This is a genomic window from Devosia sp. 63-57, assembly GCF_001899045.1.
GTDB lineage: Bacteria > Pseudomonadota > Alphaproteobacteria > Rhizobiales > Devosiaceae > Devosia > Devosia equisanguinis.
Window position 1 is genome coordinate 776,473 of sequence record NZ_MKUY01000003.1, and the last position, 24,873, is coordinate 801,345.

Below are 24,873 nucleotides of genomic sequence, written 5' to 3' on the forward strand. Positions count from 1 at the left end.
ATGCACACTATCCCCAAAGCGTTGCGCCCGAGCGATCGATCACCCCTTCGGCAAAGCGCAGGCCGCCTGGCCGGTCATGGGCCAGCAGCAGCGGGCCATCGAGATCGACCCAGCGGGCGAAACCGGCCAGCACCGAGGCGGGCAGCATGGACAGAGAGGTGCTGAGCATGCAGCCCACCATCATCGACAGCCCCAGAGCCTCGGCCCGCCGCGCCACCGCCAGCGCCTCGGTCAAGCCGCCGGTCTTGTCGAGCTTGACGTTGATGGCATCATAACGGCCCACCAGGGCCTCCAAGCCCTTGAGCGCATGGGCACTTTCATCGGCGCAGACCGGCACCGCATGTTCAATATCGCCCAGGGCGGCATCGTCGCTCGCCGGCAACGGCTGCTCAACCAGCTCCACCCCTGCATCGGCGCAGGCCGCAAGCAAAGCCGGCAGATCAGCAACGGCCCAACCCTCATTGGCATCGACTACCAGCCGCGCCTTCGGCACGGCAGCGCGCACCGCCGCCAGCCGCTCGAGATCGCCCGCCGCGCCGAGCTTGAGCTTCAACAGCGGCATATGTGCAGCCTTCTGCGCCGCCGCCGCCATCGCTTCGGGCGTATCGAGGCTGATGGTAAAGGCGGTAGTCATAGTCTTGGGCCAATCGACGCCCGCCAGATCCGCAATATCGGCCCCCGCCAGCCGTGCTTCCAGCGACCAGAAGGCACAATCGATACCATTGCGGGCCGCACCCGGCGGCAATGCCGATTGCAATTGCGCCCGATCCAGGCCGGCGGCGATCTGTGGCCCCAGCGCCAAAATGGTCGCCAGCGTCTCTTCCGGCGTTTCGCCGTAACGCGCATAGGGCACGCATTCGCCCAGCGCCACCACGCCGTTCCGTTCGAGCTCTACCCGCACCACGCGCTGCTCGGTGCGGCTGCCCCGCGCAATGGTAAAGCGCCCCGCGACAGCAAATGTCTCGATCTCGGCCCGAAGAATGGTGGTCATAGTCTATCCGGCAATCTGGGCTCGACGAACCCCAATGCCATCCGCAGGACGGCGATGAACGAAGAAAATTGCGTGGGCGGCATCAGCATCGATGCGGCGCAATACCCCTATCTGCCGGAACCATGCTGGCTTCGGCAAGGGCGCAATTGCCGCTGCCTTCGCCTCGTCATGGCACATCGATAGGAACCGCAGGCTGCCGTTTACACATTGGCAAATCTCTCGGGCCTAAGAAATTGTGATTTTTGAGGAGGGACAGATGGTTGACACCAAGACGATTCGGCGGCGCGATTTCCTGGCGGGCATTGCCGGGGTAACGGGCATGGCGGCTTTCGGCCTGCCCTTCGTGCCCAAGCTGGCCGTCGCAGCGACGCCAGCGATCGAAGCCGCGCCAGAAGGCGCCGCCATCGCCCGTGTCGGCATCTATCCCGCCCTCGGCATCAGCCGCGTCGGTGGCAGCCAGAAATGGTTCTACGCCCCCGAACTGCCCGGCGTCCCCGCCAATCCCGAAGGCGGTTTCAAGGATGGCAGTTCGCTGATCAAGAAGCAGGTGCAGCGCTTCCGCGTTTTTGCCTTCGACGCCGAGGGCCGGGTGATCAAGGAACTGACCGCTGCCGATGCCAAGATCGAGTGGCGCGTCCATGTCGCCAACACCAAGGCCGCCTGGTACGGCTTCGTCAACGCCCACGACAACGGCGCCAATGCGCCCGGCATGCCGACCCGCATGCGCAATCAGTATTTCGCCAGCAATGAGCAGCGCGAAAAGATGCTGGTCATCGATCCCGGCGCGGTGACGATCTCAGGCACCGAGGTGAACTGGACCGGCGAGGACAGCGCCTATGCCATGAAGGGCCGCTTCTGGGACAGCGTCGATGTCGGCCTGGGCCAGGTGCGCACCGATGCCGACGGCCGCCTGCTGGTGGTTCCGGCCGATGGTATCTCCCGCTCGCCACGCGGCACCGCCATCACCAATTTTGCCGACAATGACGGCTGGCACGACGACTGGTGCGATGGCCCGGTGGACGCCAAGGTCACCCTGCCCGATGGTCAGGTGCTCGATGCCGACGGCGCCTGGATCGCCTGTGTCGGCCCCGATTTCGCCCCGGAAATCCCCTCGATCAGCACGCTTTACGACGTGATCGAGAACATGAACTGGGAGCAGAAGTGGGTCGAGCCGCCGGCCACGCCGCTCTCTTTCCGCCAGCACATCTATCCCACCTTCCGGCGCCTGGCGCTGATGGAATGGGTCTCAGCGGCCTCCAATCTGCGCCAGGGCTGGCTGGATGTCGGCGACTTCTCGAGCGAGGCCTATCTGGCCCAGCTCGCCGACCCAAGCGAAGCCAACAAGGCGTTTCGCCAAAAGGTGTTTTCGGCTTTCCGCGACCCTTACAATATGGGCCCCAACGCCTATAAGGAAGAGCACTTCAAGATCCCGCTGATGCCGGGCGATGGCGTCGATCATAATGGCAGCCCGCTGCAGTGGTTCCAGTTCCCCAAACTGCAATATGAACGCCTGCGCCTCTGGGCTGAAGGCGCCTTTGACAACGACTTCGCCGACGTGGCGCTCGACCAGGTCACCGACCTCGACCAGCTGCCGGTCGAGCAGCGCCCCCATGCCCTGACCGAAGCCGCGCTCGAGCCCTGCTCCGGGGGCGCCTTCCATCCCGGCGTCGAGCTCTCCTACTATCTGCGCCTGCCCGCGCTCTATGCCCGTGCTGCCGACCCCGAGGCCGAAGCCTTCCGCATCGCCCGTGGCAATCGCGCCTCGCTGGTGCAGAATGTCGGCCGCATCCTGGATTTCACCACCGCCACGACCGGTGAGGACGCCCCGATCGGCCCGCAAATGGCCGGCGACCTCACCCGCTGGATGGGCCTGCCCTGGCAGCCCGACGCCTTCAGCTGCCAGCGCGTCGCCATGCAGACCGATTTCCCGGTGCCGGTCTGGTGGCCGGCCCTGCTGCCGGTCGATGTGCTGCCCGAGGAGCACTACAACCAGCTGATGCGCACCGATCTCAGCGCCGAGCAGCGGGTGAAATTCTTCGAAAACCGCGTCTGGTGGGCCCGCGGCGTGCCGGGCATCGGCTATCACGCCAATGCCAGCTATTGGGACGGCATCCGCAACATGATCGCCGTCTGGCAACAGATGGGTTTTGTGGTGCAGCGCCCCGGCCCGACCGATCCCGACCGCCCCGAAGCCATCCCGCAACAGCTGTTCGTGGAAGTCGGTCGCGGCTCTATGGAGCAGCGTTTTGACTGGGTCGCTGACGACGGCGACATGGGCTGACCCACGGCGCCACCGCCATGTCAGCGCCCCCTCGATCCCATTGGCCCGTCGCCGTCATCGGCGGCGGCATTGCCGGCTGCGCCGCCGCCCTGACGCTGGCGCAACAGGGCATTGCGGTCGCATGGATCGCGCCAGAAACCGTATTCGAGGATAAGCCGGGCGAAAGCCTCGCCGCCGCCGCGCTGCCATTGCTCGATGAACTGGGCTTGGGCGCTCTCCTCGCCGATCCCGCCCATCGGCAATCCCAGGCCAGCTACACGTCCTGGGGCAGCGATGCCCTGCTCGAACGCCATGCCGCCGCCCAGCCCGGCGGCCTCGGTCATGTCATCGACCGGCCACGCTTCGAGGCAAGCCTGATCGCCGAGACAGCCGCGCTTGCCGATATCACCCGCCTCCGCGACACTGTTCTGACCGTGCAACGCCAGCCCGGCGCCTGGACTCTATCCACCGCCAGCGGCGCCACCTTATCAGCCGACCTCGTCATCGATGCCACCGGCCGCAAAAGCCTGTTGGGCCGCGCGCAGGCTCGACAGAAGCGCGTCGATCGCCTCGTCGCCGCCTATGCCTTTCTCTCGCAGGTCGAAACCGACATCGACCCGACCCCGGCCACCATCATCGAGGCCGTTTCGGGCGGCTGGTGGTACGCCACACTCCTCGCTGATCGCCGGCTGGCGCTGAATTTCTACTCCGATCCGGACCTCTTGCCGCGCCGCATCGGCCAACGCCCCGACCTGTGGCAGGCGCTCGTGGCCGACACGCGCTACATCTCCCAATGGGTCGAAAGCGCCGGCTACGCGCTGTCCGGCCCTCCAGGGCTCGCCAGCGCCGGCACAGTCTGGCTTGAGCAGGCCGCCGGTTCCGACTGGCTGGCGGTTGGCGACGCCGCCATTTCCTTCGACCCGCTCTCGGCCCATGGCATGACCACCGCGCTCTGGACCGGTGTGGAAGCGGCAAAGGCTGCCGCAAAGGCCATAGGGGGCGACCACGACGCTCTAGCCGACTATGCGACCCGCCTCCGCCTCGGCGTCGAACACTATCTCGGCGAACGCCGCAGCATCTATGCGCGCGAACGGCGCTTTACGAGCCACCCCTTCTGGCAACGGCGCCTGCATGACGCCGACCTGGCCGACCGGACTGCAACCTGACCCAATGAGGAAACCACCATGCCCAATCTGAAGATGCTCGGCCTCGCTGCCGCTGTTGCCCTTTCCTTCGCCGCCGCACCTCTGGCTCAGGCCGGCGAGCGCATCGCCTACCCATCGCCGGTGGTCGATGGCCTGCCCTATTCCGGTGCGGTCCGTGCTGGCGACATGGTCTATGTCGGCGGTGTTCTCGGCACGGTTCCCGGCAAGTCAGAACTGGTCCCCGGCGGCATCCAGGCCGAAGCACGCCAGGCCTTCGCCCATGTGAAAACCATTCTCGAACAGGCCGGCACCACACTCGACCAGACGGTCAAGTGCATAGTCCTCGTCACCAGCGTCGATGATTTCGCCCCGATGAACGAAGTGTTCCGCGAGGTCTTCCCACAGAGCCCGCCAACCCGTTCCACCCTCGTCGTCCCGGCCATCCCGCTCGGCGCCGCCATCGAAGTCGATTGCCAGGCCCTCGCCGCCGACTGACCCGAAAACAAAAGCGGCGGCTCCCGATTCCTCGGAAACCGCCGCTATACCTGGTGGGCCCACCAGGACTCGAACCTGGAACCAGACCGTTATGAGCGGTCGGCTCTAACCATTGAGCTATAGGCCCTTGCTGTGCCTCATAGCAGGGTCGGGGCGGCTGTCAAAGGGGGTGTGATACCTTCCGCCAAGAAGCCATAGTGCACCACTAACACCCAGCCGCGCCAAGCCTTCACATCCCGGCTGCCCACCACTAGACTGTGCGCCATTCGCACAAATGTCGAAAAGCGAACGCATGCGCCAGGGTGACCTCATCAATGGGCTGATCAAAGGGCTTTCGGTCATCGAATCCTTCGATGAGGAACATGCGCGCATGTCGATCACCGAGGTCGCGCAGCGCACCGGGCTCGAGCGGGCCACTGCACGGCGGTGCCTCCTGACGCTCGCCCATCTCGGCTATGCCACCTATGACGGCAAGTTTTTCGAGCTAACGCCGCGCGTGCTGCATCTGGGTCATTCCTATCTCGCGACCACCTCGCTGCCCCGGCTGATCCAGCCCTTTCTCGAGGAATTGTCCCGCGCCACCAATGAGAGCACTTCGGCGGCGGTGCTCGACGGCACCGATACCCTCTATGTCGCCCGTGCCTCGACCCGCCGCGTCATGTCGATCAATCTGGCGCCCGGCGCGCGGCTGCCGGCCTATTGCACCTCCATGGGCCGCATTCTGCTGGCCGCACTGCCTCCGGGCGAAGCACAATCCATCCTCGCCCGCTCGGATATCGTGGCGTACACGACCCACACCAAGGCCAATCTCGTTGATATTGTCACCGAGCTCGAAGTCATCGCCGCCCAGGGCTTTGCGGTGATCGACCAGGAACTGGAGCTGGGCCTCTGCTCCATCGCCGTGCCGCTGTTCAATGCCGGTGGGGCGGTGGTCGCCGCCCTCAATATCGGCGCCCAGACTGCCCGCGCCCCGACCTCACGCATGATCGCCCATTTCCTGCCCTTGATGCGCAAGCTTCAGGCCGACCTGCGCCCGCTGCTGCGCTAGAGCAGGCAGAACCTCCCACGCCCACCGCCACGGCAAGCCTGCGTCAGAGTCCCCATCAAAGCGCTGGTGACAACATGTCACAAAACGCGGATACGCAATGCGATCAGTGGAAAAACACCCATCTTTTCAATATTTTATACCGTCACAAACCAGTCACGCAACCGCAATAAAACTGTCGCCGAGCACTCCTATGGTCTGCCGCGTCACAAGGCGGCCCGATCCTTCGGCTGGCCATGTTGGAAACCGAATTCCGAAAGGGAACTTTCAATGAAAACCGCACTTTTCGCCAGCGCCGCCGTGATCGCGCTCGCCGCCTTCGGCACCCCGGCTTTTGCCCAGTCGCGCGACACCATCCAGATCGCCGGCTCGTCCACCGTCCTCCCCTTCGCCTCGATCGTGGCCGAAGAGTTCGGCGCCACCTTCCCCGAGTTCAAGACCCCGGTCGTGGGTTCGGGCGGCACCGGCGGCGGCTTCCGCCAGTTTTGTGAAGGCGTCGGCGAAAACACCATCGACATCGCCAATGCCAGCCGTCCGATCAAGGACAGCGAGCGCGAAGCCTGCACCGCCAATGGCGTGACCGACATCCGCGAAGTCCAGTTCGGCTTCGACGGCATCGTCTTCGCCTCCGCCGCTTCGGGCGCCGATTTCGCCCTGACCCCGGTCCAGGTGTTCAAGGCCATTGCTGCCAAGGTGCCGGTCGACGGCCAGCTCGTCGACAATCCCTACACCACCTGGGACCAGATCGACGCGTCCCTGCCGGCCCAGCCGATCGCTCTGGCCATCCCGGGCTCCAACCACGGCACCCGTGAAGTGTTCCAGGAGAAGGTCGTCAAGAAGGGCGCCGAAGCTGCCGGCCTGCCGGAAGGCCTGTCCAAGGAAGAGCTCGAAGCCGTCGAAACCACCTTCCGCCAGGACGTCGTGGTCGAGATCTCGGGTGACTACACCGAGACCCTGGCTCGCCTGACCTCCAACCCCAACACTGTTGGCGTGTTCGGCCTGTCCTTCTTCGAGCAGAACAAGGACACCCTCAAGGTCGCCACCATCGACGGCGTCACCCCGTCGCTCGACACCGTCGCCTCGGGCGAATATCCGGTCAGCCGTCCGCTGTACTTCTACGTCAAGGGTCAGCATATCGGCACCATTCCGGGCCTTGCCGAATACACCGAATACTTCCTGTCCGACGCCGTTTCGGGCCAGGGCGGCATTCTCGAATCCGCCGGTCTGATCCCGCAGCCGGCTGAAAAGACCGCCGAAGTCCTGGCCGCCTTCCAGGCCGCCAAGTAATCGCTCTGAGGGGCCGCCGGATCACCCGGCGGCCCGCTTCTCTTCCGGGCCAGCCAGGAAAGCGTCAAAGTGAACACAATCATCGTCGCCGGACTTCTCCTCGTGCTGCTGGGCTTCGCCTATCAGCTCGGTTGGTCCAAAAGCCGATCGCTGGCCACGCCCAACGGCGTGCGCGTCCATTCTCGCGGCCAGTATCACGGCACATTGGTTGTGCTCTGGACCCTGGTTCCTGCCCTGCTGGTGCTGGCGATCTGGGCCTTCTTCTCGCCCGGCGTCACCCATTGGTACACCGTCTCGCAGATCCCCAGCGACGTGCTGCAGAGCCTCGACCAGACTGGCCTCAACCAGCAGATGCAGCGCATCCGCGACCTGGCATCCGGCTTTGGCGTCACCGGTGAACTCCGCCCCTTCGAGCAGGCTGCCGGCGAGAACCTCGCCCGCTTCCAGCTCCTCTCCTTCCTTATCATGATCGCCTCTGCCGCCGGGCTGGGCGTTCTCGGCCTGCTCTATGCGCAGCGCCGCATCACCCCGCGGCTGCGGGCCCGCAACGAGGTCGAGCGCTTCATTTCCTGGCTGCTCATCGCCTGTTCCGGCGTCGCGATCCTGACCACGCTGGGCATCGTCGCCTCGCTGGTCACCGAAGCCTTCCGCTTCTTTACCTTCATCAACCCGCTGGACTTCTTCTTCGGCACCGTCTGGGCCCCCAAGTTCAGCTCCACGGGTGCCGGTGATGCCGGCCAGTATGGCTTGCTGCCGCTGCTCTCGGGCACGTTGATGATCTCGGCCATCGCCATGCTGGTGGCCGTGCCCGTCGGGCTGATGGCCGCCATCTACCTCAACCAATATGCCCACGCCAATGTGCGCAAGATCGTCAAGCCGATCATCGAAATCCTCGCCGGCATCCCCACCATCGTCTACGGCTTCTTCGCCCTGGTGACGGTCGGTCCGTTCCTGCGTGATTTCGGCAATGCCATCGGCCTGCCGATCAGCGCCACCTCGGCGCTCACTGCGGGCCTCGTCATGGGCGTGATGATCATCCCCTTCATCTCCTCGCTCTCCGACGACATTCTCAACCAGGTGCCGCGCTCGCTCCGCGATGGCGCCTATGGCCTGGGCGCCACCCAGTCGGAAACCATCCGCAACGTGCTGCTGCCTGCGGCCCTGCCCGGCATTGTCGGTGCCTTCCTGCTCGCCGTCAGCCGCGCCATCGGCGAAACCATGATCGTGGTGCTCGCCGCCGGCAACGCCCCGATCCTGCGCGGCAATCCGCTGGAGCCGGTCTCTACCATCACCGTCTCGATCGTGAACCAGCTGACCGGCGACACCGACTTTACCGGCCCGCAATCGCTCGTCGCCTTTGCGCTGGGCCTCACCCTCTTCATCATGACGCTCTGCCTCAACATCGTCGCCCTCTACATCGTCCGCCGCTTCCGGGAGCAGTACGAATGACCGACACCACGCTCGCTTCCGCCGCCGAACGCCGCAAACTGGTGCGTGACGGCCTCACCCGTCGCCATACCGGCGAACGTCTCTTCCGCGCCTTCGGCATCATTGCCATCTGCCTGGCACTGGGTTTCGTGGCGCTGCTGTTCACCGACGTGCTGCGCAAGGGCATCCCCGCCTTTACCCAGTCCAACATTCATCTCGAGGTCAGCTTCGATCCCGAACTGATCAAGGTCGAGCCCGCCCCGGTGCGCGCTGCGGGCCAGTCCGATGCCGATTTCCGCTCTGCCCGCCTCGCCTGGGAACGCCAGGTGGCGATGCTGAACTGGAACAATGTCATCGAGGCCGCCTTGCGCAAAGCCGCGCCGGCGGATCTTGAGATCGATAGCCGCCAGCTGCTGACCGTCGTCGAAACCGACGCCCGCCACCGCGTGCGCCAGCTCTTCGTCGAAAATCCCGACCTGCTCGGCAAGACCGCCGAAGTCGACCTGCTGGCCTCGGCCAATGCTGACAACTGGGTCAAGGGCAATATCAACCGTGACCTGGGCGACACCCAGCAGCAGCTTCCCCCCGCCGCTCGCAGCCTGATCGACACGTTCGAAGCCAACGGCATCATCACCCAGGGCTTTGCCTGGTCGCTGTTCACCAATGTCGACAGCCGCTCCGCCCCGGCATCCGCCGGTCTGCTCGGCGCGCTGATGGGCACCTTCTGGATGATGCTGATCGTCATCGTGCTCGCCGTTCCGCTCGGGGTTGGCTCAGCCATCTATCTCGAAGAGTTTGCGCCCAAGTCGCGTCTTACCGATCTCATCGAGGTCAACATCAACAACCTCGCCGCCGTGCCCTCCATCGTCTTCGGCCTGCTCGGCGCCGCCGTCTTCATCAACTGGTTCCGCCTGCCGCTCTCCGCCCCGCTGGCTGGTGGCCTCGTGCTGACCCTGATGACCCTGCCCACCATCATCATCGCCACCCGCGCCGCCTTGAAGGGCGTTTCCCCGGCCCTGCGCCAGGCCGCGCTTGGCATGGGTGCCAGCAAGACACAGATGGTGTTCCACCACGTCCTGCCGGTCACCTTCCCGTCCATCCTCACCGCAACCATTATCGGCGTGGCGCAGGCGATGGGCGAAACGGCACCGCTCCTGCTCATCGGCATGAATGCCTTTGTGGCCTCGGTCCCCGCCACGCCCATCGAGCAGGCCACTGCCCTGCCCGTGCAGATCTATCTCTGGCAGGGCAATGAGAACCGCAATTTCTTTGAGCCGCGCACATCCGCCGCCATCATGGTGCTGCTGGCTTTCATGATCACCCTCAATGCCATCGCAATCTTCCTGCGATCCCGCCTTGAAAAGCGCGCTTAGGGGCTTGTCCCGAACAAGTGGTCGCCGGTTTTTCGACCAGGACATGCCAAAGAAACAACGAGCGGATTGAAGTCCGCAGGACTACAATCCGCGAAGGAGCCTCAAAATGGATTTGCTTGCTGGAAAAGTTAAGCCGACCGCTGCCAAGAGCCTCAGCGCCAAACTGGACCCCATGGATATGATCGAGCCCAATATTCGTCTTACCGCCCGCGACGTGACCGTCCATTACGGCGCCAAGCAGGCCCTGCACGGCATCTCGATCGACATCCCCGACCGCGCCGTCACCGCCTTCATCGGGCCGTCGGGCTGCGGCAAGTCGACCTTCCTGCGCTGCATCAACCGCATGAACGACACGATCGAAGGCGCCAAGGTCGGTGGCAAGATCGAACTCGACGGGCAGGACATCTACGCCCAGGACCTGGACGTGGTCGAACTGCGCGCCCGCGTCGGCATGGTGTTCCAGAAGCCCAATCCCTTCCCCAAGTCGATCTATGACAACGTCGCCTACGGCCCGCGCATCCATGGCCTGGCGCGCAGCAAGACCGACCTCGACGAAATCGTCACCTCCTCGCTCCGCAAGGCCGGCCTGTTCGAAGAAGTGAAGGACCGCCTGCAGGAGCCCGGCACCGGCCTCTCCGGTGGCCAGCAGCAGCGCCTGTGCATTGCCCGCGCCATCGCCGTCGGCCCAGAAGTCATCCTCATGGACGAGCCCTGCTCCGCCCTCGACCCGATCGCCACCGCGATCATCGAAGAGCTGATCGACGAGCTGCGCGCCAACTATACCATCGTCATCGTCACCCACTCGATGCAGCAGGCCGCGCGCGTCTCCCAGAAAACCGCCTTCTTCCATCTGGGCAATCTCATCGAACAGGGCGACACTGAAGAGATATTCACAAACCCGGTGAACAAGCAGACCCAGGACTACATCATGGGCCGCATCGGCTAAGCGCGGGAAAGGACACAGACATGCCAAATACCGGCGCCGAACACATCGTCACCTCCTATAATGAAGAGCTTGCCACGCTCGCCCAGGCCATCGCCGAAATGGGCGGCCAGGTCGAGGTTGCCATCGAGAACGGCACCCGCGCCTTGCTCAAGCTCGACCGCGAACTCGCCGATGTCACCATCATCGCCGACCAGCGCATCGATGACATGCAGCGCAAGATCGATGACATGGCCGTCTCGATGATTGCCCGCCGCCAGCCCATGGCATCAGACCTGCGTTCGATCATCACCGCCATTCACGTTGCCAACGACCTCGAACGCATCGGTGACATGGCCAAGCAGCTGGCCCGCCGTTCATTGAAGCTCGAAGGCATCAATTTGCAGCCGACCTTCTACAACGGCGTCAAGAACATGACCGCGCTGGTTCTGCGTCAGGTCAAGGATGCGCTCGACGCCTACGCCAATCGCGAGGCCAAGGAAGCGGTGGAAGTCTGCAACCGCGACGACGAAGTCGACGCCATGCACACCTCGCTCTTCCGCGAACTCCTCACCTATATGCTCGAAGATCCGCGCAACATCACCACCTGCACGCATCTGCTGTTCTGCGCCAAGAACCTCGAGCGTATCGGCGACCATGCGACAAATATCGCCGAACGCGCCTATTACCTGGCCACCGGCAAGCAGCTGACCGCCGAAGAACAGCAATTGCAGCGCCAGCAGATCAAGGCTTAGCGAGCGGTCTGCTCAGCAGATGAAAGGCTCCGGTGGAGCCTTTCAAGCCGCTAAGGCCATGAGAGCTGTGCTCGAATGGCGGGATATAACCACATACACGGCACCATATGGTGCCGACCGACGGAGCACATCCATATGCCCGCGACCATCCTCATCGTCGAAGACGAAAGCGACATCGCCATCCTGCTGCGCTACAACCTCGAAGCCGAGGGATTTCGTGTCGTCACCGCCGAAACCGGCGACGAGGCGCAGCATGCCATCCAGGAAAAGCTGCCGGACCTGATCCTGCTCGACTGGATGCTGCCCGAAATCTCCGGCATCGAGCTGTGTCGTCGCCTGCGCGCCCGTGATGAAACCGCCCGCGTCCCCATCATCATGCTGACCGCCCGCGGCGAAGAGGAAGAGCGCGTTCGCGGCCTGTCCACCGGCGCCGACGACTATGTGGTAAAGCCCTTCTCCGTGCCGGAACTGGTGGCGCGCATCCACGCCCTGTTGCGCCGCGCCAATCCCAATCTCGTCACTGCCGCACTCAAGGTCGGCGATCTCGAGCTCGACCGCACCACCCACCGCGTCCGCCGCGCCAATCGCGACGTCCATCTCGGCCCCACCGAATATCGCCTGCTCGAGTATCTCATGCGCCATCCCGGCCGCGTCTATTCCCGCGAACAGCTGCTCGACGGCGTCTGGGGCAATGACGTCTATGTCGATGAACGCACCGTCGACGTGCATATCGGCCGCCTCCGCCGCGCCATCAACCGCGGCAAGGAGGCAGACCCCATCCGCACCGTCCGCGGCGCCGGCTACGCCTTCGACGAACGCTTCGCGCAGGTGGCGTGAGGCGTTCGTCTAGGTAACGACACGTCTAGGCGGGACGGTCGCTCGGCCTCGGTCGAGCGCATCGGACGACGACGACAGACCTTTCAAAGGCTAATTCGGTGCGGCCTGGCAGGCCTGCGCGAACTCCATGTCATCCGCAACGCCGGCATGGCCTACCGTCAGCTGCGAAATCCACACCGCGCTGGCCACCGCAACGGACAGCTCTTCCCCACCAACCTCGGGATCGACCCGCGTTTCGATCACACCATCGCCCGAGCACATGCCTGCCGTAATTGGCCCAACCACAATGCGCGAGCCACCATATCCATTCGCCGCCAGCGCATCCTCCAATGCCGCAGCTAGCCCGGCTGTGTCGACCTCCGCCTGCCTGCCTCGCACGTCCAGAGCAATGCGGGCCATCTGGTAGAGATCGAACATGCTTGCGTGGTCGCTCATCCCGTCGAATGACGCCCCCGCCGGCAGATCCCCCTCGATACTGTCCTGCCCCGATGAGGGGCTGGACAGCAGCGCAAAGGCCAGCGCCATCATCCAAATTGGCACGTGTCTACCCATTCAGCTCACCTATGCCAGGAGGCAACGGGCCTGCTACTATCGCGGCCTCGCCCCTCTCGCCTACAATGTGGAAACCCATGTCTCTCATACGCCTGGCCGATTGGCCCGACAGCATGATCTACACTGGCATGCGCCTGAGATTTCCCGCAATCCTGCCCTATGAGGATTGGGTGGAATTCATGCTTGTCGTTATCCCCGACCAGGAGAATGCCCTGCTGGTCGCTACCGGATACAAGGCTGGCCGCATCCCGCAAGTCCTTCCCCCGGACGCAGGACCAACCGGCGCCGTGAGCTGCAAATGGCTTATGGAAAACTGGACCAAATGGGTCTTTCCCTCCACACCGCCCGAACAGGTGTGGATTGTCCCCGCCGCCGATCCGCCCAGCGCAGCGCAATGAAAAGGCCCGCACGAAGCGGGCCCTTTTCTGCTTGCCTCGAGACGCGTCCTACTTGCGCAGAAACGCGATGAGGTGGCGGTTGAAGTCCTCGGCATGGCTGACATTGAAGCCATGCGGCGCGCCGGGGACCACGACCAATTCACTGCCCGGAATGGCCGCATGCGTCCTGGCGCCGGAACCCTCCAGCGGCACGATACCATCGGCGTCGCCGTGGATGATGAGCGCCGGCACGCTGACAGCCTTCAGGTCGTCTCGAAAATCGGTGGTGCCGAAGGCCTCCATGCAGCCAAGAGCCGCCGTTTGGTCCGACTGATGGCAGAGCGCAATGGCCTTCTGCCGTTCCTCTTCGGACACCTTCAATTCGCCATTGGCGGAGAAGAAGTCCTTGGTGAATTGCTCGAAAAACGCAGCACGGTCGGCCTTGATTCCGGCCTCCATCTCCTTGGCCTTGTCTTCGGTCAGCGGCCCTTCGGGATTGTCTGGCGTTTTCATCATGTAGGGCGGTACCGCAGCGGCGAAAACCACAGAATGCAGCTTGCTTTCGCCATGCTCAGCCACATAGCGCGCCACTTCCCCGCCACCCATGGAAAAGCCCACCAGCGTCACGTCATCGAGCCCCTTGGCGGCGATGACATCGGCCAGGTCATTGGCGAGGGTCGAATAATCAAAGCCGCTGTCGGGCTTTTCGGAGGCCCCAAAGCCCCTGCGATCATAAGTGATCACCCGAAACCCCGCCGCCGACAGGGCAGGCACCTGATGCTCCCAGGCCTTGCCGGATAACGGCCAGCCATGGATCAGGACGACTGGCCGGCCAGTGCCGCCACTATCTTCGACATGCAGGCCCACCGATTGGTTCGCCATGGAAATTCTCCTCGCTGGCGTCAAGACGATATGTCGTCGGGCCAACGGTAGCGCCGGTGAAAATGTTCCGACTTGGCGCGAAAGTGTTCGAGGCGGTGGCGATACGATGCCAGCACGCCCCTATAACGCGCCGGCAGCGACTTCCGCCGCTTCCGCACAGGCCACCAGCCCCTGGGCGAATGGATAGCGATGCATCATCAGCGGGATCGAGAGGCAGAAAATATCGCGGCTGAGCGGGGGATCGAGGGGCAGCCGGAACTGATCCTCTTCGCCCCCAGCACCGCTGCGCCTGAAGAAGTCGGTCCTTTCAAGCGCCTGATCCAGCTTGGCGAAACCGAGGCTGGCCATGGTCTCTGCCTGCTGCCCGCGCGCATCGATCAACACCCCAAAATCCTGGTCCCGGCCGCAGCCGGGGAGCGCAAACCTTCCCTTTCCATAGCGGATCGAACCGCCATCGCCCAAGGCTACGATCTCGAGACAGCCAGCACGGTGCAGCGCCAGGAGCCGCTCTATGGATATATGCGGCACGCAGCCATAGGCGTCGCTGAACACCGGCGCCATATGCGCCCGGAAGCGCTTGAGATCGTCGCGGTCGAGAAAGGGCACTATGCCGGAAAATGCCTCATGCGCGCGCATCAACGTATAGCGCCACATCACCACGTGCTTGCGACCGTGGTTGGCCTTCGCTTCCGCCAGATTTGCGGATACCGGACTAAAACCGTGGCGCGCCTGGCGCAGGTTGAAATAGGCCCGTGCGAAATTTTCAGGGGTAAACCTGGTGATACCCAGCCGATCGACAAATTCCGGATCATCAGCGACGAGCTGTTGCCGGAACAGGGCCATGGCGCGGGACAGCAGGCCGCTCCGGCCCTCTGCCGTCATCGCCGCCAAGCGGGCCGGCGAGAAAATGAACAGGGGCTCTTCGGGGATGGGATAGTAGAAGTCAGCCTCGGGCAAAATGCCCTTGCGCGAGGCCATGACCAGACGCAGTGGGCGGTCCGACCGCGCCACATAGTCCACGACCTCACCATCGCCGCGAAAACTGCCATAGCGTGTAGCCAGGGCAATCACGGCATCGATGGCGCTGAGCGAACTGCCCAATACCAGCGCCGCCCTGTCGGGCCCAAGTTCGAGCGCCTGGGTGGGATAGGGCGAACGATAAAGCCCGCTCACGCGCTTGGGCTTTTTCATCTCCGTCAAATGCCCGGTGGCCATGAACACGGCATCGAATGCCTGGCGGGCGGTCCGGCCATTCTGCTGTACCGTGAGCGCAAAGCCATCCGGGCGAGGCTCAATGTCGTGCACAGACACCCCGGCTTCCAGGACAACGCGGTGGCCCGCCGCCTCTCCGGCCTGTTTCAGCCGGTTCAACTGATCGACATAGTAGGCGCCGATGAGGATGCGCGGATAAAAGTCGCGCTCTCCAATGTCTTCACGCTTCAAGCCAAACCGGCGTAGCACGTCTCCATCGCCGGCGCGCAACCAATCCGCCAGCGACACCAGCACCGGGGGGATTTCCACCGAGGTGATATTGGCCATCATCTGCGGCCCGTTCTGATCCTCGGCATAGGGAATACCGCTGCCCACTGCCTGCCCGGCCTCGAAAACGGTGATGTGGAAACGCCCTGCCTTTTGCAGCAAATTTCTGACGATATAGACCGCCGAGGGCCCTCCCCCCACGATAGCAATCCGTCGCGACGCTTTCGGCATGGCTCCACTTTCCCATCTAACAGCCCACGACAACGCACCGGGGCGCGATTGGTGCCAAGGCCTCGGCGCCCAATGGCCACCTTTCCGCAGGGCCGTGCCGACGCGGAGCAGCCCTGCCAGATCAAACAAGTTTTTATTGAATCACTGAGCATATAAGGCTAGGTTGGTGGCGCGGGGGACCAATTCGTCCAGGCCAGGATCAGGATATTTGCAAATGAAATCTGTCGCTTTCGCCGCCCTGTTTGCACCCTTGCTCGCCTCCGTCACCGTGTTTCCTGCCAATGCCCAGGCCTTGCAGTCCTGCCAGCTGGGGCAGAAGGTGAAGACGCCGGCAGGCGCGCTCGCCACCGTCGTCGCCATAGACGGCAGCGCCTGCACCATCCACAAGGATGGCGATCCGCAAACCCTCACCGACGTATGGAGCGCCTCGATGCTGATATCGGCGGACGGCACCGCGCCGGTAGCAGCCACGGAAACAACACTGCCAGCCGGCGAATATGCCTGCTATTCGGGCTCGACCATTCTGCTCGGCATGGGCCTGAACATCCACGATGCCAGCACCTATAGCGATCTGGACGACCGCACCGAAGGCACGTTCCTTATCAATGGCGACAGCGTGAGCTTCTCGGATGGTCATCTGGGCGGCCAAACCGGGACCAACATTCACGACAACGGCTTTACCCTCGGCGCCGCCATCTTTTGCCAACTCTGGAACTAACCGCCGCAGTGCGACACAAGGCTCAGCATGGCAGGGGCTAATGCCCTGTTGCGCATGACGTAACATGCCATGTTAGCCTTTGCCGTTCCTGTACGAGTCGGTGTCCATGTCTTCCCTCTCCCCTCAGCGCCCCAAGCTGCTGCATCTGCTGGCTGCCTTTGCCTCTGGCGGTCTGCTTACCTTCGCCGTGTTCATCAATGCCGAGGCCGGGCGCTATGGCGGCGCGCTGTACTCGTCGTGGCTGGCACATGGCACCGGCACCGTCGCGGCCGTCATCGTGCTGGGCCTTTTGTGGTTTCGCGACAAGGCGGCCGTAACAGCAGTGCGCAACAAGGCCCCGCTCTGGGCCTATCTCGGCGGCATTTCCGGCGCGGCGACGGTCATGCTGACCTCAACCGCCGTCAACACGCCCCTGGCCCTTGCCGGCACTCTGGCGCTCGGCCTCGCGGGACAGGTCGCGTTCAGCCTCGCTGCAGACAAGTGGGGCCTCTTCGGCCTGCCAAGCCGGCGCCTCACCGTGCGCGATGCCGGTGCAGTGGTGCTGATCACGGCTGGTAGCCTCATCATCATCTTCTTCGGCATGGGTGGCGCGGCATGACCCTCTTCGTTCTCTACGCCATAACGGCGGGCGTCCTGGTCGGGCTCAGCCGCCAGCTCAATGGCCGGCTGGCGCTCTCGACCTCGCCGCTCATCGCCTCCTTCTTCAACCACATTATCGGCTTCGTCTTTCTCACCGCCATCGGCCTTGTCCTCGGCAATCTCATCGGCCCAGGCGCCGCGGACGCCCCCTGGTGGGTCTATCTCGGCGGCCCCCTGGGCGTGGTCTTCGTCACCGCGGGGTCCTGGCTCATCCCACGGATCGGCGCCGTCAACAGCGCGCTCCTGGTCATTGGCGGGCAGATGGTTTCGGGGGTGATTTTCGATTTGGCGCGCGGCGCTCCCACCACCTTCTGGGCCAGCGCTCTGGGCGTCGCACTCATTCTCGGCGGCGTGGCCATGACGCAGCGCAGCAAGTAGGCGGACGGGCACAATTTAGGTCAGCACTATTGACATATATTGGCCAAGCTGATTGCATCGCCCCACCCCCGATCATGGAGCGAGAAAAATGTCGTCGTCCGGTTTCCGCCTGTCTGCCCGCGCCAAGGCCGCAAAGGCCTCTGAAATCCGCGAGCTGCTCAAGCTGGTGGGCAAGCCCTCGATGATTTCCTTTGCTGGCGGCATTCCCGATCCTTCGCTCCTTGGCGTCGATCTGGTGGATGCTGCAGTGCGCGAGATTTTCTCCGGTCCCGCCAGTGCTCGCGAGGCGCTGCAATATTCGACCACCGAGGGTTTTGCGCCGCTCCGGCAGTGGATCGCCGACTCCATGGCCCGCAAGGGCATCCCGGCCGGACTCGACAATATCCTCATCACCTCCGGCTCGCAGCAGGGGCTGGACCTGATCGGCCGGCTGATGCTCGATCCCGGCGACACCGTTCTCGTCTCGCGTCCCACCTATCTGGGGGCCCTGCAATGCCTCACCGCCCACGGCGCACGCTTCGCCCAGCAGGATGCGCCGCTCGCCATGGACGGCGTTACGCCCAAGCTGATCTATCTCATCCCCGATTTCGCCAATCCCAGCGGCGACACCATGAGCGAGCGCGAGCGACTGGCGGCGCTCGACCGGGCCGAGGCGCTCGATGCGCTGGTCATCGAGGATGCCGCCTATACCGACCTGCGCTATGAGGGCGAGAATATCGCCCCCATCGCCGCGCTCGACATCGCCCGCTGCGGCAGCATCGACGCGTCGCGCACGCTTTACTGCGGCACCTTCTCCAAGACGCTGTCCCCCGGCATGCGCATTGGCTGGATTTGCGGTCCGGCCGCGCTGATCCACAAGCTGGCGCTGCTGAAGCAAGGCGCCGACCTGCACACCGCCACGTTCAACCAGCGCGTCATCCATCACGCGGCCGTCGCCGGTTTCGACACCACTGTCGCCCGCGCCCGCCAGACCTACAGGACCCGTCGCGACGCCATGCTGTCCGCACTCGAGCGCCACGCGCCGAGCGGGGTCTCCTGGACCCGCCCCGAAGGCGGCCTCTTCATCTGGGTCACTTTGCCCGAGGGAATCGACGCGGCGGCGCTGCTGCCGCTCGCCATCGCCCAGGACGTGGCTTTCGTGCCCGGCGGTGCCTTCCATGCCGACGGCACCGGCCGCAACACCATGCGCCTGAGTTTTTCGCTCTGCGACGCCGCCCAGATCGAAATCGGCATCTACAAGCTCTGCACCCTCATCGCCAAGGCCACCCAGCCCAAGATGCAGGCGGGATAATCCGTCAGAGACGCACAGGCGCCTCCCCCCCACCGCACTGCAGCAAACAAAAACGGGGCCCACTAGGGGCCCCGTTCATAAATCCAATCCGTCAGTCTTAGCCGGCGGCGGTATAGGCCGTCTTGACGATGGTGAAGAACTCGGCCGCATACTTGCCCTGCTCGCGTGGACCGTAGGACGAACCCTTGCGACCACCGAAGGGCACGTGGAAGTCCACGCCCGCGGTCGGCACATTGACCATGACCATGCCGGCTTCCGAATTGCGCTTGAAGTGCGTCGCATATTTCAGCGAGGTGGTGACGATGCCGGCCGACAGGCCGAACTCGGTATCGTTGGCCGTGGCGAGGGCCTCCTCGTAATCCTTCACCTTGATGACGGCGGCTACCGGCCCGAAGATTTCCTCGCGGGCAATACGCATCTGATTGGTCGCGCCGGTAAACAGCGTCGGCTGCAGGAAATAGCCCTCGGTATCCTTCTTCACGCGATCGCCACCAGCGGCCAGCGTGGCGCCCTCGCCCTTGCCGATCTCGATATAGTCGGTGTCCTGCTTGAGCTGGCTCGGATCGACAACCGGGCCGATCTCGGTGTTCTTGTCCAGCGCGTCGCCGACGCGCAGATTGCTGGTGCGCTCGGCCAGAGCGGCCACGAACTTGTCGTGGATGCCTTCGGTGACGATGACGCGGCTCGAGGCTGTGCAGCGCTGGCCGGTCGAGAAGAACGCGGACTGCGCCACGCTCTCCACGGCCACCTTGAGATCGGCGTCATCGAGCACGATGGTCGGGTTCTTGCCGCCCATTTCGAGCTGGAACTTGCGACCCACCTTGATCGAAGCCTCGGCCACGCGCTTGCCGGTACCGACCGAGCCGGTGAACGAGATCGCAGCGACGTCGGGGCTGTCGAGCATGGTCTGGCCCACGACCGAGCCCTTGCCCATCACCAGGTTGACCACGCCCTTGGGCAGGCCCGCCCGCACCAGGATATCGACGATGGCCCAGGTCGAACCCGGAACCAAATCGGCCGGCTTGATGACCACGGTATTGCCATAGGCCAGGGCCGGCGCCATCTTCCAGGCCGGAATGGCGATAGGGAAGTTCCACGGCGTGATGATGCCGATGATGCCAACCGGCTCGCGGGTGATTTCGACCGTCAGTCCCGGACGCGCGCTGGGCAGGATTTCCCCGGCCAGACGCAGCGTTTCGCCGGCGAAAAAGTCGAAAATCTGCGCGGCGCGGGTCACCTCGCCAATGCCTTCGGGCAGGGTCTTGCCCTCTTCGCGGCTCAACAGCTCGCCCAGTTCCTGCTTGCGCGCCAGGATTTCCTGACTGGCCTTGGAGAGGATGGCGTGGCGCTCGAGAATGCCCGAGCGCGACCAGGCCGGGAACGCGGCCTTGGCGGCGGCGATCGCCTGCTTGGTTTCCTCGGCCGTGGCGCGGGCATAGACGCCCACAACTTCATTGATATTGGACGGGTTGATGTTCTCAACGCCATCGCTGCCCACCCATTCGCCATCGATGAGGTTTTTGTGCAGTTCGGTCATGGAAGAGCCTTTCGAAAAACGGACGGGCCCGACTTCAGCCGGGCAGGATTGGGATGGTCAGAGCAGCCCGGCGCGGCTGAGGTCGCGCAGGAGATGGCTTGCGCCATAGGTCCAGGGCGGGCATTTGGTCGAGAGGTTTACGCGGTTCGAGAGCGTACCCAGGCTCGGTGTCGAAATCGAGACAATGTCGCCCACCTTGTGGGTAAAACCCTTGCCGGCGCCGTCGCGATCCTTGACCGGAGCGAACATGGTGCCGAGGTAGAGCACTAGCCCGTCGGGATATTGGTGATGATCGCCGATGGTCGCCGCCACCAGCGAGGCCGGAGTGCGCGAAATCTGCGCCATGTTGGAACCGCCTTCGAGCACGAAACCGTCCTGGCCTTCCACGCGCAGGCTGATATCGGCGTTCTCGACTGTCTCCAGCGTGAAATCCCCGTCGAACAGACGCACGAACGGCCCCAGCGAAGCTGAGGCATTATTGTCCTTGGCCTTGCCCAGCAGCAGGGCCGACCTGCCTTCGACGTCGCGCAGGTTGACGTCATTGCCCAGCGTCGCACCGATGATCTTGCCCGCGCTGGTGACCAGGAGCGCCACTTCCGGCTCGGGATTGTTCCAGCTCGAAATCGGGTGCAACCCCACCTCGGCGCCGTAGCCAACCGCACTCATCGGCTGGCCCTTGGTGAAAATCTCGGCGTCCGGGCCAATGCCCACTTCCAGATACTGGCTCCACACGCCCTTTTTGATCAGCGCGGCCTTGACCTTCATGGCGGCGTCCGAGCCGGGCACCAGCTGGCTGAGATCGGTACCGATGAGGTCGAGGATTTCACTGCGCAGTGCATCGGCGCGCGACTTGTCGCCCCGTGCCTGCTCCTCGATCACCCGCTCCAGCAGCGACACCACGAAGGTCACGCCTGAAGCCTTGATTGCCTGCAGGTCGATGGGAGCCAGCAGTGTGGGCAGATCGGCCTTGCTGGCGCCAGCAACCGAATTGGCAAGGATTGCCTGCGCGTCGCCGATCACCCGGCCTTTGGCCTTGGAAACGAGACCGGCAGGGTCGGCGCTTTCGGCGTAGTCGCGCACCGTGGCAAGGCCAGGTGCGGTGATATCGACGAGTTGCCCGTCGCGGACCGTCACCACCACAGGATGGGCGATGCCGGGCACCTTGGCGCGGCCGATCAGAACACCTTGAGGAATGTGGTTCACGCTCATCTCCGCCGGCCAGAGTAAAATGTCAGGCTGTGACTAACCCGGGCGCGCCAAGCAGTGCAAGCGCAGATCGCGAATAAATCATACTTTACTGGCTTGGGTCCGCACAGCCTCCTCCTCTTCTTTGGCCAGCGCTTCGAGGTACAGCGTGAATTCGGGATCCTCCCCCGCCAGATGCACGGCCATGGCACTGCGAAAATCCTCCCGGCGGCACCATTCGCGCATCCAGTCCTCCCAGGAGCGCCAGCGGCGCAGGTCAGCCCCGCGCATCTGCTCGGTATAGGTCAGGATATAGGCGCGCTCGAACAGCGAGATCAGAATGCCGAAGAGCACCGATTTGCGCGTACGCTGTTCCTCGTCGAGGCCAATGGTCGCCTTGGGATCGAGCAGGCGCAGATCCGCATGCTCCAGTGCCAGCTTCATGAAGCCCACATATTCGTCGCTGAGGTGCAGATAGGTCTCTTCCTCCTCCTGCGCCCGTTGCTTAAGCCGGTCGAGAATATAGAACATGATGGCCATGGGCAGGCCAATAACGGTCACCACATAGCTGGCGAGTTCCCACATGCTTGGCTCCTTTCCACCCTAACCTAACAGGCTTGTTCAACTTCGGTTCATCTGCGCCGCATTAAGGACGCATTGGCTCGGGAAACCTCCCTTATCCGAGCAGCATGTTTATCAGGAGTTTGCCATGCGCATCCGCAGCGTCCTCGTTCCCTTCGCCCTCCTCGCCACCGCCCTGCCCGCCTATGCCGGCACGATTGCCATTGATGGGCGTGGTGAAGTGCGCGCGGCGCCCGACATGGCCACCGTCATGTCCGGGGTGACCACCCAGGGTGCCACCGCCCGCGAAGCGCTCGACGCCAATACCGCCGCCATGGCGGACCTGATCGCCGCCCTCAAGGAAGCCGGCATCGAAGCTCGCGACATCCAGACGTCCGGCTTCTCGGTCAATCCGAACTATGTCTATTCCGACGCCCGCGACGATCTTGGCTATACCCTTCCGCCCAAGATCAACGGCTATCAGGTCGCCAATTCCGTCACCGTAGTGGTGCGCGATCTTGAAGACCTCGGCTCCATTCTCGACAAGTCGGTGACCGTCGGCGCCAACACCGTCAATGGCGTCAGCTTCTCGGTTTCCGATCCGTCCGAACTGCTCAACGAAGCCCGCAAGGCCGCTTTCGCCGATGCTCGCGCCAAGGCCGAGCTTTATGCCGGCGTCGCCGGCGCCGAGCTGGGCGACCTCGATTCCATTCGCGAAACCCAGGACTTCGGCAGCCCGCAGCCCTATGCCATGTATGCCAGGGCGGAACTGCAGTCCGGCGCCGACGTTCCTGTCGAAGCGGGCGAGCTGACCTTCGCGGTCACGGTGAATGTGCAGTGGGAATTGGGCAACACCGATAAGTAAAGCAGTGGATTAAGGCGGGTTTGCCACTTTTCGGACAAACCCGTCGCGCCAATGCAGGCCCATCGCTTCGGGGCGCCATCTTGGCCCCGTCGCCCGAAGCTCCCCGATTCCCCCCTCAGAGGGGGCTTGGGCGGTGGGGACGGTCCACCGTAGTCACCCGTCCCCACCAACCCTTTTTACCCCGCCAGCACCTTCCAAAGCATGTTGAGCCCGACCGCCACCAGGAACGCGGCGAACACATATTTCAGTGTCTGCTGGCTCATCCGATGCGCCAACGCCGCCCCGAGGGGTGCGCAAAGCGCCGCCATGCCCCCCACCAGCACCAGTGCCACCAGGTTGACATAGCCCAGGCTCAGCGGCGGCAGGCCGGCGACCGACCAGCCCGACGCCACATAGCCGACCGTTCCAGCCAAGGCGATGCCCACGCCGATGGCCGCCGATGTCCCCACCGCCTTATGCATGGTCTCGCCGAAGGCCACCAAGGTCGGCACGGTCAGCGATCCGCCGCCTATGCCCATGAAGGCGGAGAGAAAGCCGACGATCAGCGCCATCACCCGGTGCGTCGTGGCTGAACCGCTCAGATGCCCCATAAGTCGGGTTTGCCAGGCGAAAAGGATGTTGGCCGCGATCAGGAACGCCATCACCGCAAAAATGATGCGCAGCACATCGCCCGAGAACCAGCCGGCGATCAGCCCGCCCACCAGTGTTCCCAAGACCACCAGCGGCGCCCACAGCTTGAGGATGCGCATATCCAGCGATCCGCGCTTGAAATGGGCGCGCGCGCTCATGATCCCGGTGGGAATGATGATCGCGAGCGAGGACCCCACCGCCACATGCTGCACCACATCCGTATCATAGCCCAAAAGCAGCAGCGCGTTGGCGAGTACTGGCACGATCACCGCGCCGCCGCCAATGCCCAGCAGGCCCGCTGCCACCCCCGACACGAAACCGGTTGCCAATAGACCGAGTAGAAAGGGCCAGTAGGCCGCCAGGCTTGCCAGATCCAAGATCATTCTCCGATGATATGCAGAACGAGTTCGCGCCCATGGCGCTCGTGACGATGCTCGAAGAGATAGAGCCCCTGCCAGGTGCCGAATACCGGCGCCCCATTCGCCACGGGCACGCCGATCGACGTCTGCGTGAGTGCCGCCTTGATATGGGCTGGCATGTCGTCTGGCCCTTCGAGCGTATGCTCGAGCCAGCTCATGCCCTCGGGCACCAGCCGGTCAAAGAAGCCAAGCATGTCGACCTGCACGTCCGGATCGGCATTTTCCTGAATCAGCAGCGAGCACGACGTGTGCCTGACATAAACCGTGAGGAGACCTGTTTCGATGCTCGACTGGCGCACGAAGGCCCGCACATGCCGCGTCACCTCGTAAAGGCGTTGCCCGCTGGTTTCGATGCGGATGGTGTCGATGGCCTGTCTCATGTGCTCCTCTCCTAGCATGCTCGCACCCTGGCGGGGAGGCCCGCATTGGCGCGAGACGTCCACTCGCCCCATTCCTGTCTCAATTGCTTGGAACCTCTGCGAGGGCAAAATCTCGGAACCAACCGCAAAGGCCCGCGTTCCGGGAGTTCCGGGGCTGTGGGCCGGAATAGCGTCTTTCGTCAACCGTTCAGAATGCGTTCAGGTAAGCCCC

Annotated in this window: 25 protein-coding genes and 1 tRNA gene; 16 read left to right on the top strand and 10 right to left on the bottom strand. The window is 63.8% G+C overall.

Annotation, left to right across the window (positions count from 1 at the left end; genetic code table 11):
* Positions 1-7 precede the first annotated feature (7 nt).
* Complete coding sequence (dgcA, locus tag BGO80_RS03875) at positions 8-991, bottom strand: N-acetyl-D-Glu racemase DgcA (protein WP_286719228.1); 984 nt, start codon at positions 989-991, stop codon at positions 8-10.
* Between the two features lie 256 nt (positions 992-1,247).
* On the opposite strand from dgcA, the gene goxA reads away from it, so the two are divergent.
* Genes goxA through BGO80_RS03890 form a run of 3 tightly spaced genes read left to right on the top strand, consistent with a single transcriptional unit; the run spans position 1,248 to position 4,891 of the window.
* A complete protein-coding gene (gene goxA, locus BGO80_RS03880) occupies positions 1,248-3,272 on the top strand; it encodes a CTQ-dependent glycine oxidase GoxA (protein ID WP_286719230.1) in 2,025 nt (674 codons plus the stop codon).
* Between the two features lie 17 nt (positions 3,273-3,289).
* Positions 3,290-4,417: a glycine oxidase maturase GoxB gene (goxB, locus tag BGO80_RS03885; protein ID WP_286719232.1), complete on the top strand. Its 1,128-nt coding sequence runs from the start codon at positions 3,290-3,292 to the stop codon at positions 4,415-4,417.
* An 18-nt stretch (positions 4,418-4,435) separates the two neighbouring features.
* Complete coding sequence (locus tag BGO80_RS03890) at positions 4,436-4,891, top strand: RidA family protein (RefSeq protein WP_286719234.1); 456 nt, start codon at positions 4,436-4,438, stop codon at positions 4,889-4,891.
* Positions 4,892-4,942: 51 nt separating this feature from the next.
* On the opposite strand, the gene BGO80_RS03895 is transcribed toward BGO80_RS03890, so the two are convergent.
* Positions 4,943-5,018, bottom strand: a tRNA-Ile gene (locus tag BGO80_RS03895).
* A 165-nt stretch (positions 5,019-5,183) separates the two neighbouring features.
* On the opposite strand from BGO80_RS03895, the gene BGO80_RS03900 reads away from it, so the two are divergent.
* From BGO80_RS03900 to phoB, 7 genes are all read left to right on the top strand, one after another.
* Positions 5,184-5,939: an IclR family transcriptional regulator domain-containing protein gene (locus tag BGO80_RS03900; RefSeq protein WP_286719615.1), complete on the top strand. Its 756-nt coding sequence runs from the start codon at positions 5,184-5,186 to the stop codon at positions 5,937-5,939.
* Positions 5,940-6,206: 267 nt separating this feature from the next.
* On the top strand, positions 6,207-7,223 hold the full coding sequence (locus BGO80_RS03905; protein ID WP_126150408.1) for a substrate-binding domain-containing protein: 1,017 nt from the start codon (positions 6,207-6,209) through the stop codon (positions 7,221-7,223).
* Positions 7,224-7,292: 69 nt separating this feature from the next.
* Positions 7,293-8,672, top strand: a complete 1,380-nt coding sequence (pstC, locus tag BGO80_RS03910) for a phosphate ABC transporter permease subunit PstC (protein WP_126150407.1) — start codon at positions 7,293-7,295, stop codon at positions 8,670-8,672.
* A complete protein-coding gene (gene pstA, locus BGO80_RS03915) occupies positions 8,669-10,024 on the top strand; it encodes a phosphate ABC transporter permease PstA (protein ID WP_286719238.1) in 1,356 nt (451 codons plus the stop codon). The genes pstC and pstA overlap by 4 nt, the downstream gene beginning before the upstream one ends.
* Before the next feature lie 172 nt (positions 10,025-10,196).
* Positions 10,197-10,970, top strand: a complete 774-nt coding sequence (pstB, locus tag BGO80_RS03920; protein WP_223214179.1) for a phosphate ABC transporter ATP-binding protein PstB — start codon at positions 10,197-10,199, stop codon at positions 10,968-10,970.
* A 20-nt stretch (positions 10,971-10,990) separates the two neighbouring features.
* Positions 10,991-11,701, top strand: coding sequence for a phosphate signaling complex protein PhoU (gene phoU, locus BGO80_RS03925; RefSeq protein WP_126150404.1), 711 nt, complete (start codon positions 10,991-10,993; stop codon positions 11,699-11,701).
* A 135-nt stretch (positions 11,702-11,836) separates the two neighbouring features.
* Entirely contained in the window at positions 11,837-12,538 is a 702-nt protein-coding gene (phoB, locus tag BGO80_RS03930; RefSeq protein ID WP_126150403.1) for a phosphate regulon transcriptional regulator PhoB, read from the top strand.
* Positions 12,539-12,628: 90 nt separating this feature from the next.
* Here the strand turns inward: phoB and BGO80_RS03935 are convergent, their stop codons facing one another.
* Complete coding sequence (locus tag BGO80_RS03935) at positions 12,629-13,090, bottom strand: hypothetical protein (RefSeq protein WP_286719241.1); 462 nt, start codon at positions 13,088-13,090, stop codon at positions 12,629-12,631.
* Positions 13,091-13,167: 77 nt separating this feature from the next.
* On the opposite strand from BGO80_RS03935, the gene imm45 reads away from it, so the two are divergent.
* Positions 13,168-13,488: an Imm45 family immunity protein gene (gene imm45, locus BGO80_RS03940; RefSeq protein WP_286719243.1), complete on the top strand. Its 321-nt coding sequence runs from the start codon at positions 13,168-13,170 to the stop codon at positions 13,486-13,488.
* Between the two features lie 48 nt (positions 13,489-13,536).
* Here imm45 and BGO80_RS03945 read toward each other — a convergent pair whose 3' ends face one another.
* Positions 13,537-14,349 (bottom strand): alpha/beta fold hydrolase, encoded by an 813-nt coding sequence (locus tag BGO80_RS03945; RefSeq protein ID WP_286719245.1) that lies wholly within the window; start codon positions 14,347-14,349, stop codon positions 13,537-13,539.
* Positions 14,350-14,469: 120 nt separating this feature from the next.
* Positions 14,470-16,059, bottom strand: a complete 1,590-nt coding sequence (locus BGO80_RS03950; RefSeq protein WP_286719248.1) for an FAD/NAD(P)-binding protein — start codon at positions 16,057-16,059, stop codon at positions 14,470-14,472.
* Positions 16,060-16,273: 214 nt separating this feature from the next.
* Between BGO80_RS03950 and BGO80_RS03955 the strand changes: the two genes are divergently transcribed.
* The 4 genes from BGO80_RS03955 (at position 16,274) to BGO80_RS03970 (ending at position 19,085) form a co-directional block, all read left to right on the top strand.
* Positions 16,274-16,777 (top strand): hypothetical protein, encoded by a 504-nt coding sequence (locus BGO80_RS03955; RefSeq protein ID WP_286719250.1) that lies wholly within the window; start codon positions 16,274-16,276, stop codon positions 16,775-16,777.
* Between the two features lie 106 nt (positions 16,778-16,883).
* Positions 16,884-17,375, top strand: a complete 492-nt coding sequence (locus BGO80_RS03960) for a DMT family transporter (RefSeq protein WP_286719252.1) — start codon at positions 16,884-16,886, stop codon at positions 17,373-17,375.
* Positions 17,372-17,794, top strand: coding sequence for a DMT family transporter (locus tag BGO80_RS03965; RefSeq protein ID WP_286719254.1), 423 nt, complete (start codon positions 17,372-17,374; stop codon positions 17,792-17,794). The genes BGO80_RS03960 and BGO80_RS03965 overlap by 4 nt, the downstream gene beginning before the upstream one ends.
* Positions 17,795-17,882: 88 nt before the next feature.
* Positions 17,883-19,085: an aminotransferase-like domain-containing protein gene (locus BGO80_RS03970; RefSeq protein WP_286719256.1), complete on the top strand. Its 1,203-nt coding sequence runs from the start codon at positions 17,883-17,885 to the stop codon at positions 19,083-19,085.
* A 97-nt stretch (positions 19,086-19,182) separates the two neighbouring features.
* Here the strand turns inward: BGO80_RS03970 and BGO80_RS03975 are convergent, their stop codons facing one another.
* From BGO80_RS03975 to BGO80_RS03985, 3 genes are all read right to left on the bottom strand, one after another.
* The gene (locus tag BGO80_RS03975; RefSeq protein ID WP_286719258.1) at positions 19,183-20,622 is read right to left on the bottom strand and encodes an aldehyde dehydrogenase family protein; all 1,440 of its coding nucleotides are present in this window, start codon (positions 20,620-20,622) and stop codon (positions 19,183-19,185) included.
* Between the two features lie 57 nt (positions 20,623-20,679).
* A complete protein-coding gene (locus BGO80_RS03980) occupies positions 20,680-21,831 on the bottom strand; it encodes a fumarylacetoacetate hydrolase family protein (RefSeq protein WP_286719260.1) in 1,152 nt (383 codons plus the stop codon).
* A gap of 78 nt (positions 21,832-21,909) precedes the next feature.
* Positions 21,910-22,392 (bottom strand): hypothetical protein, encoded by a 483-nt coding sequence (locus tag BGO80_RS03985; protein ID WP_286719262.1) that lies wholly within the window; start codon positions 22,390-22,392, stop codon positions 21,910-21,912.
* 124 nt (positions 22,393-22,516) lie between these two features.
* Between BGO80_RS03985 and BGO80_RS03990 the strand changes: the two genes are divergently transcribed.
* Complete coding sequence (locus BGO80_RS03990; protein WP_126150391.1) at positions 22,517-23,233, top strand: SIMPL domain-containing protein; 717 nt, start codon at positions 22,517-22,519, stop codon at positions 23,231-23,233.
* A 176-nt stretch (positions 23,234-23,409) separates the two neighbouring features.
* Here the strand turns inward: BGO80_RS03990 and BGO80_RS03995 are convergent, their stop codons facing one another.
* Positions 23,410-24,240, bottom strand: a complete 831-nt coding sequence (locus BGO80_RS03995) for a sulfite exporter TauE/SafE family protein (protein WP_164550337.1) — start codon at positions 24,238-24,240, stop codon at positions 23,410-23,412.
* A gap of 2 nt (positions 24,241-24,242) precedes the next feature.
* The gene (locus tag BGO80_RS04000) at positions 24,243-24,662 is read right to left on the bottom strand and encodes a secondary thiamine-phosphate synthase enzyme YjbQ (protein ID WP_286719265.1); all 420 of its coding nucleotides are present in this window, start codon (positions 24,660-24,662) and stop codon (positions 24,243-24,245) included.
* Positions 24,663-24,873: the final 211 nt, after the last annotated feature.

Excerpts from the sequence above, each read along its gene's own strand:
- dgcA (WP_286719228.1), bottom strand. The coding sequence starts at position 991 with ATGACCACCATTCTTCGGGCCGAGATCGAGACATTTGCTGTCGCGGGG.
- goxA (WP_286719230.1), top strand. The coding sequence starts at position 1,248 with ATGGTTGACACCAAGACGATTCGGCGGCGCGATTTCCTGGCGGGCATT.
- goxB (WP_286719232.1), top strand. The coding sequence starts at position 3,290 with ATGTCAGCGCCCCCTCGATCCCATTGGCCCGTCGCCGTCATCGGCGGC.
- BGO80_RS03890 (WP_286719234.1), top strand. The coding sequence starts at position 4,436 with ATGCCCAATCTGAAGATGCTCGGCCTCGCTGCCGCTGTTGCCCTTTCC.
- BGO80_RS03900 (WP_286719615.1), top strand. The coding sequence starts at position 5,184 with ATGCGCCAGGGTGACCTCATCAATGGGCTGATCAAAGGGCTTTCGGTC.
- BGO80_RS03905 (WP_126150408.1), top strand. The coding sequence starts at position 6,207 with ATGAAAACCGCACTTTTCGCCAGCGCCGCCGTGATCGCGCTCGCCGCC.
- pstA (WP_286719238.1), top strand. The coding sequence starts at position 8,669 with ATGACCGACACCACGCTCGCTTCCGCCGCCGAACGCCGCAAACTGGTG.
- pstB (WP_223214179.1), top strand. The coding sequence starts at position 10,197 with ATGGATATGATCGAGCCCAATATTCGTCTTACCGCCCGCGACGTGACC.
- phoU (WP_126150404.1), top strand. The coding sequence starts at position 10,991 with ATGCCAAATACCGGCGCCGAACACATCGTCACCTCCTATAATGAAGAG.
- phoB (WP_126150403.1), top strand. The coding sequence starts at position 11,837 with ATGCCCGCGACCATCCTCATCGTCGAAGACGAAAGCGACATCGCCATC.
- BGO80_RS03935 (WP_286719241.1), bottom strand. The coding sequence starts at position 13,090 with ATGGGTAGACACGTGCCAATTTGGATGATGGCGCTGGCCTTTGCGCTG.
- imm45 (WP_286719243.1), top strand. The coding sequence starts at position 13,168 with ATGTCTCTCATACGCCTGGCCGATTGGCCCGACAGCATGATCTACACT.
- BGO80_RS03945 (WP_286719245.1), bottom strand. The coding sequence starts at position 14,349 with ATGGCGAACCAATCGGTGGGCCTGCATGTCGAAGATAGTGGCGGCACT.
- BGO80_RS03950 (WP_286719248.1), bottom strand. The coding sequence starts at position 16,059 with ATGCCGAAAGCGTCGCGACGGATTGCTATCGTGGGGGGAGGGCCCTCG.
- BGO80_RS03955 (WP_286719250.1), top strand. The coding sequence starts at position 16,274 with ATGAAATCTGTCGCTTTCGCCGCCCTGTTTGCACCCTTGCTCGCCTCC.
- BGO80_RS03960 (WP_286719252.1), top strand. The coding sequence starts at position 16,884 with ATGTCTTCCCTCTCCCCTCAGCGCCCCAAGCTGCTGCATCTGCTGGCT.
- BGO80_RS03965 (WP_286719254.1), top strand. The coding sequence starts at position 17,372 with ATGACCCTCTTCGTTCTCTACGCCATAACGGCGGGCGTCCTGGTCGGG.
- BGO80_RS03970 (WP_286719256.1), top strand. The coding sequence starts at position 17,883 with ATGTCGTCGTCCGGTTTCCGCCTGTCTGCCCGCGCCAAGGCCGCAAAG.
- BGO80_RS03975 (WP_286719258.1), bottom strand. The coding sequence starts at position 20,622 with ATGACCGAACTGCACAAAAACCTCATCGATGGCGAATGGGTGGGCAGC.
- BGO80_RS03980 (WP_286719260.1), bottom strand. The coding sequence starts at position 21,831 with ATGAGCGTGAACCACATTCCTCAAGGTGTTCTGATCGGCCGCGCCAAG.
- BGO80_RS03985 (WP_286719262.1), bottom strand. The coding sequence starts at position 22,392 with ATGTGGGAACTCGCCAGCTATGTGGTGACCGTTATTGGCCTGCCCATG.
- BGO80_RS03990 (WP_126150391.1), top strand. The coding sequence starts at position 22,517 with ATGCGCATCCGCAGCGTCCTCGTTCCCTTCGCCCTCCTCGCCACCGCC.
- BGO80_RS04000 (WP_286719265.1), bottom strand. The coding sequence starts at position 24,662 with ATGAGACAGGCCATCGACACCATCCGCATCGAAACCAGCGGGCAACGC.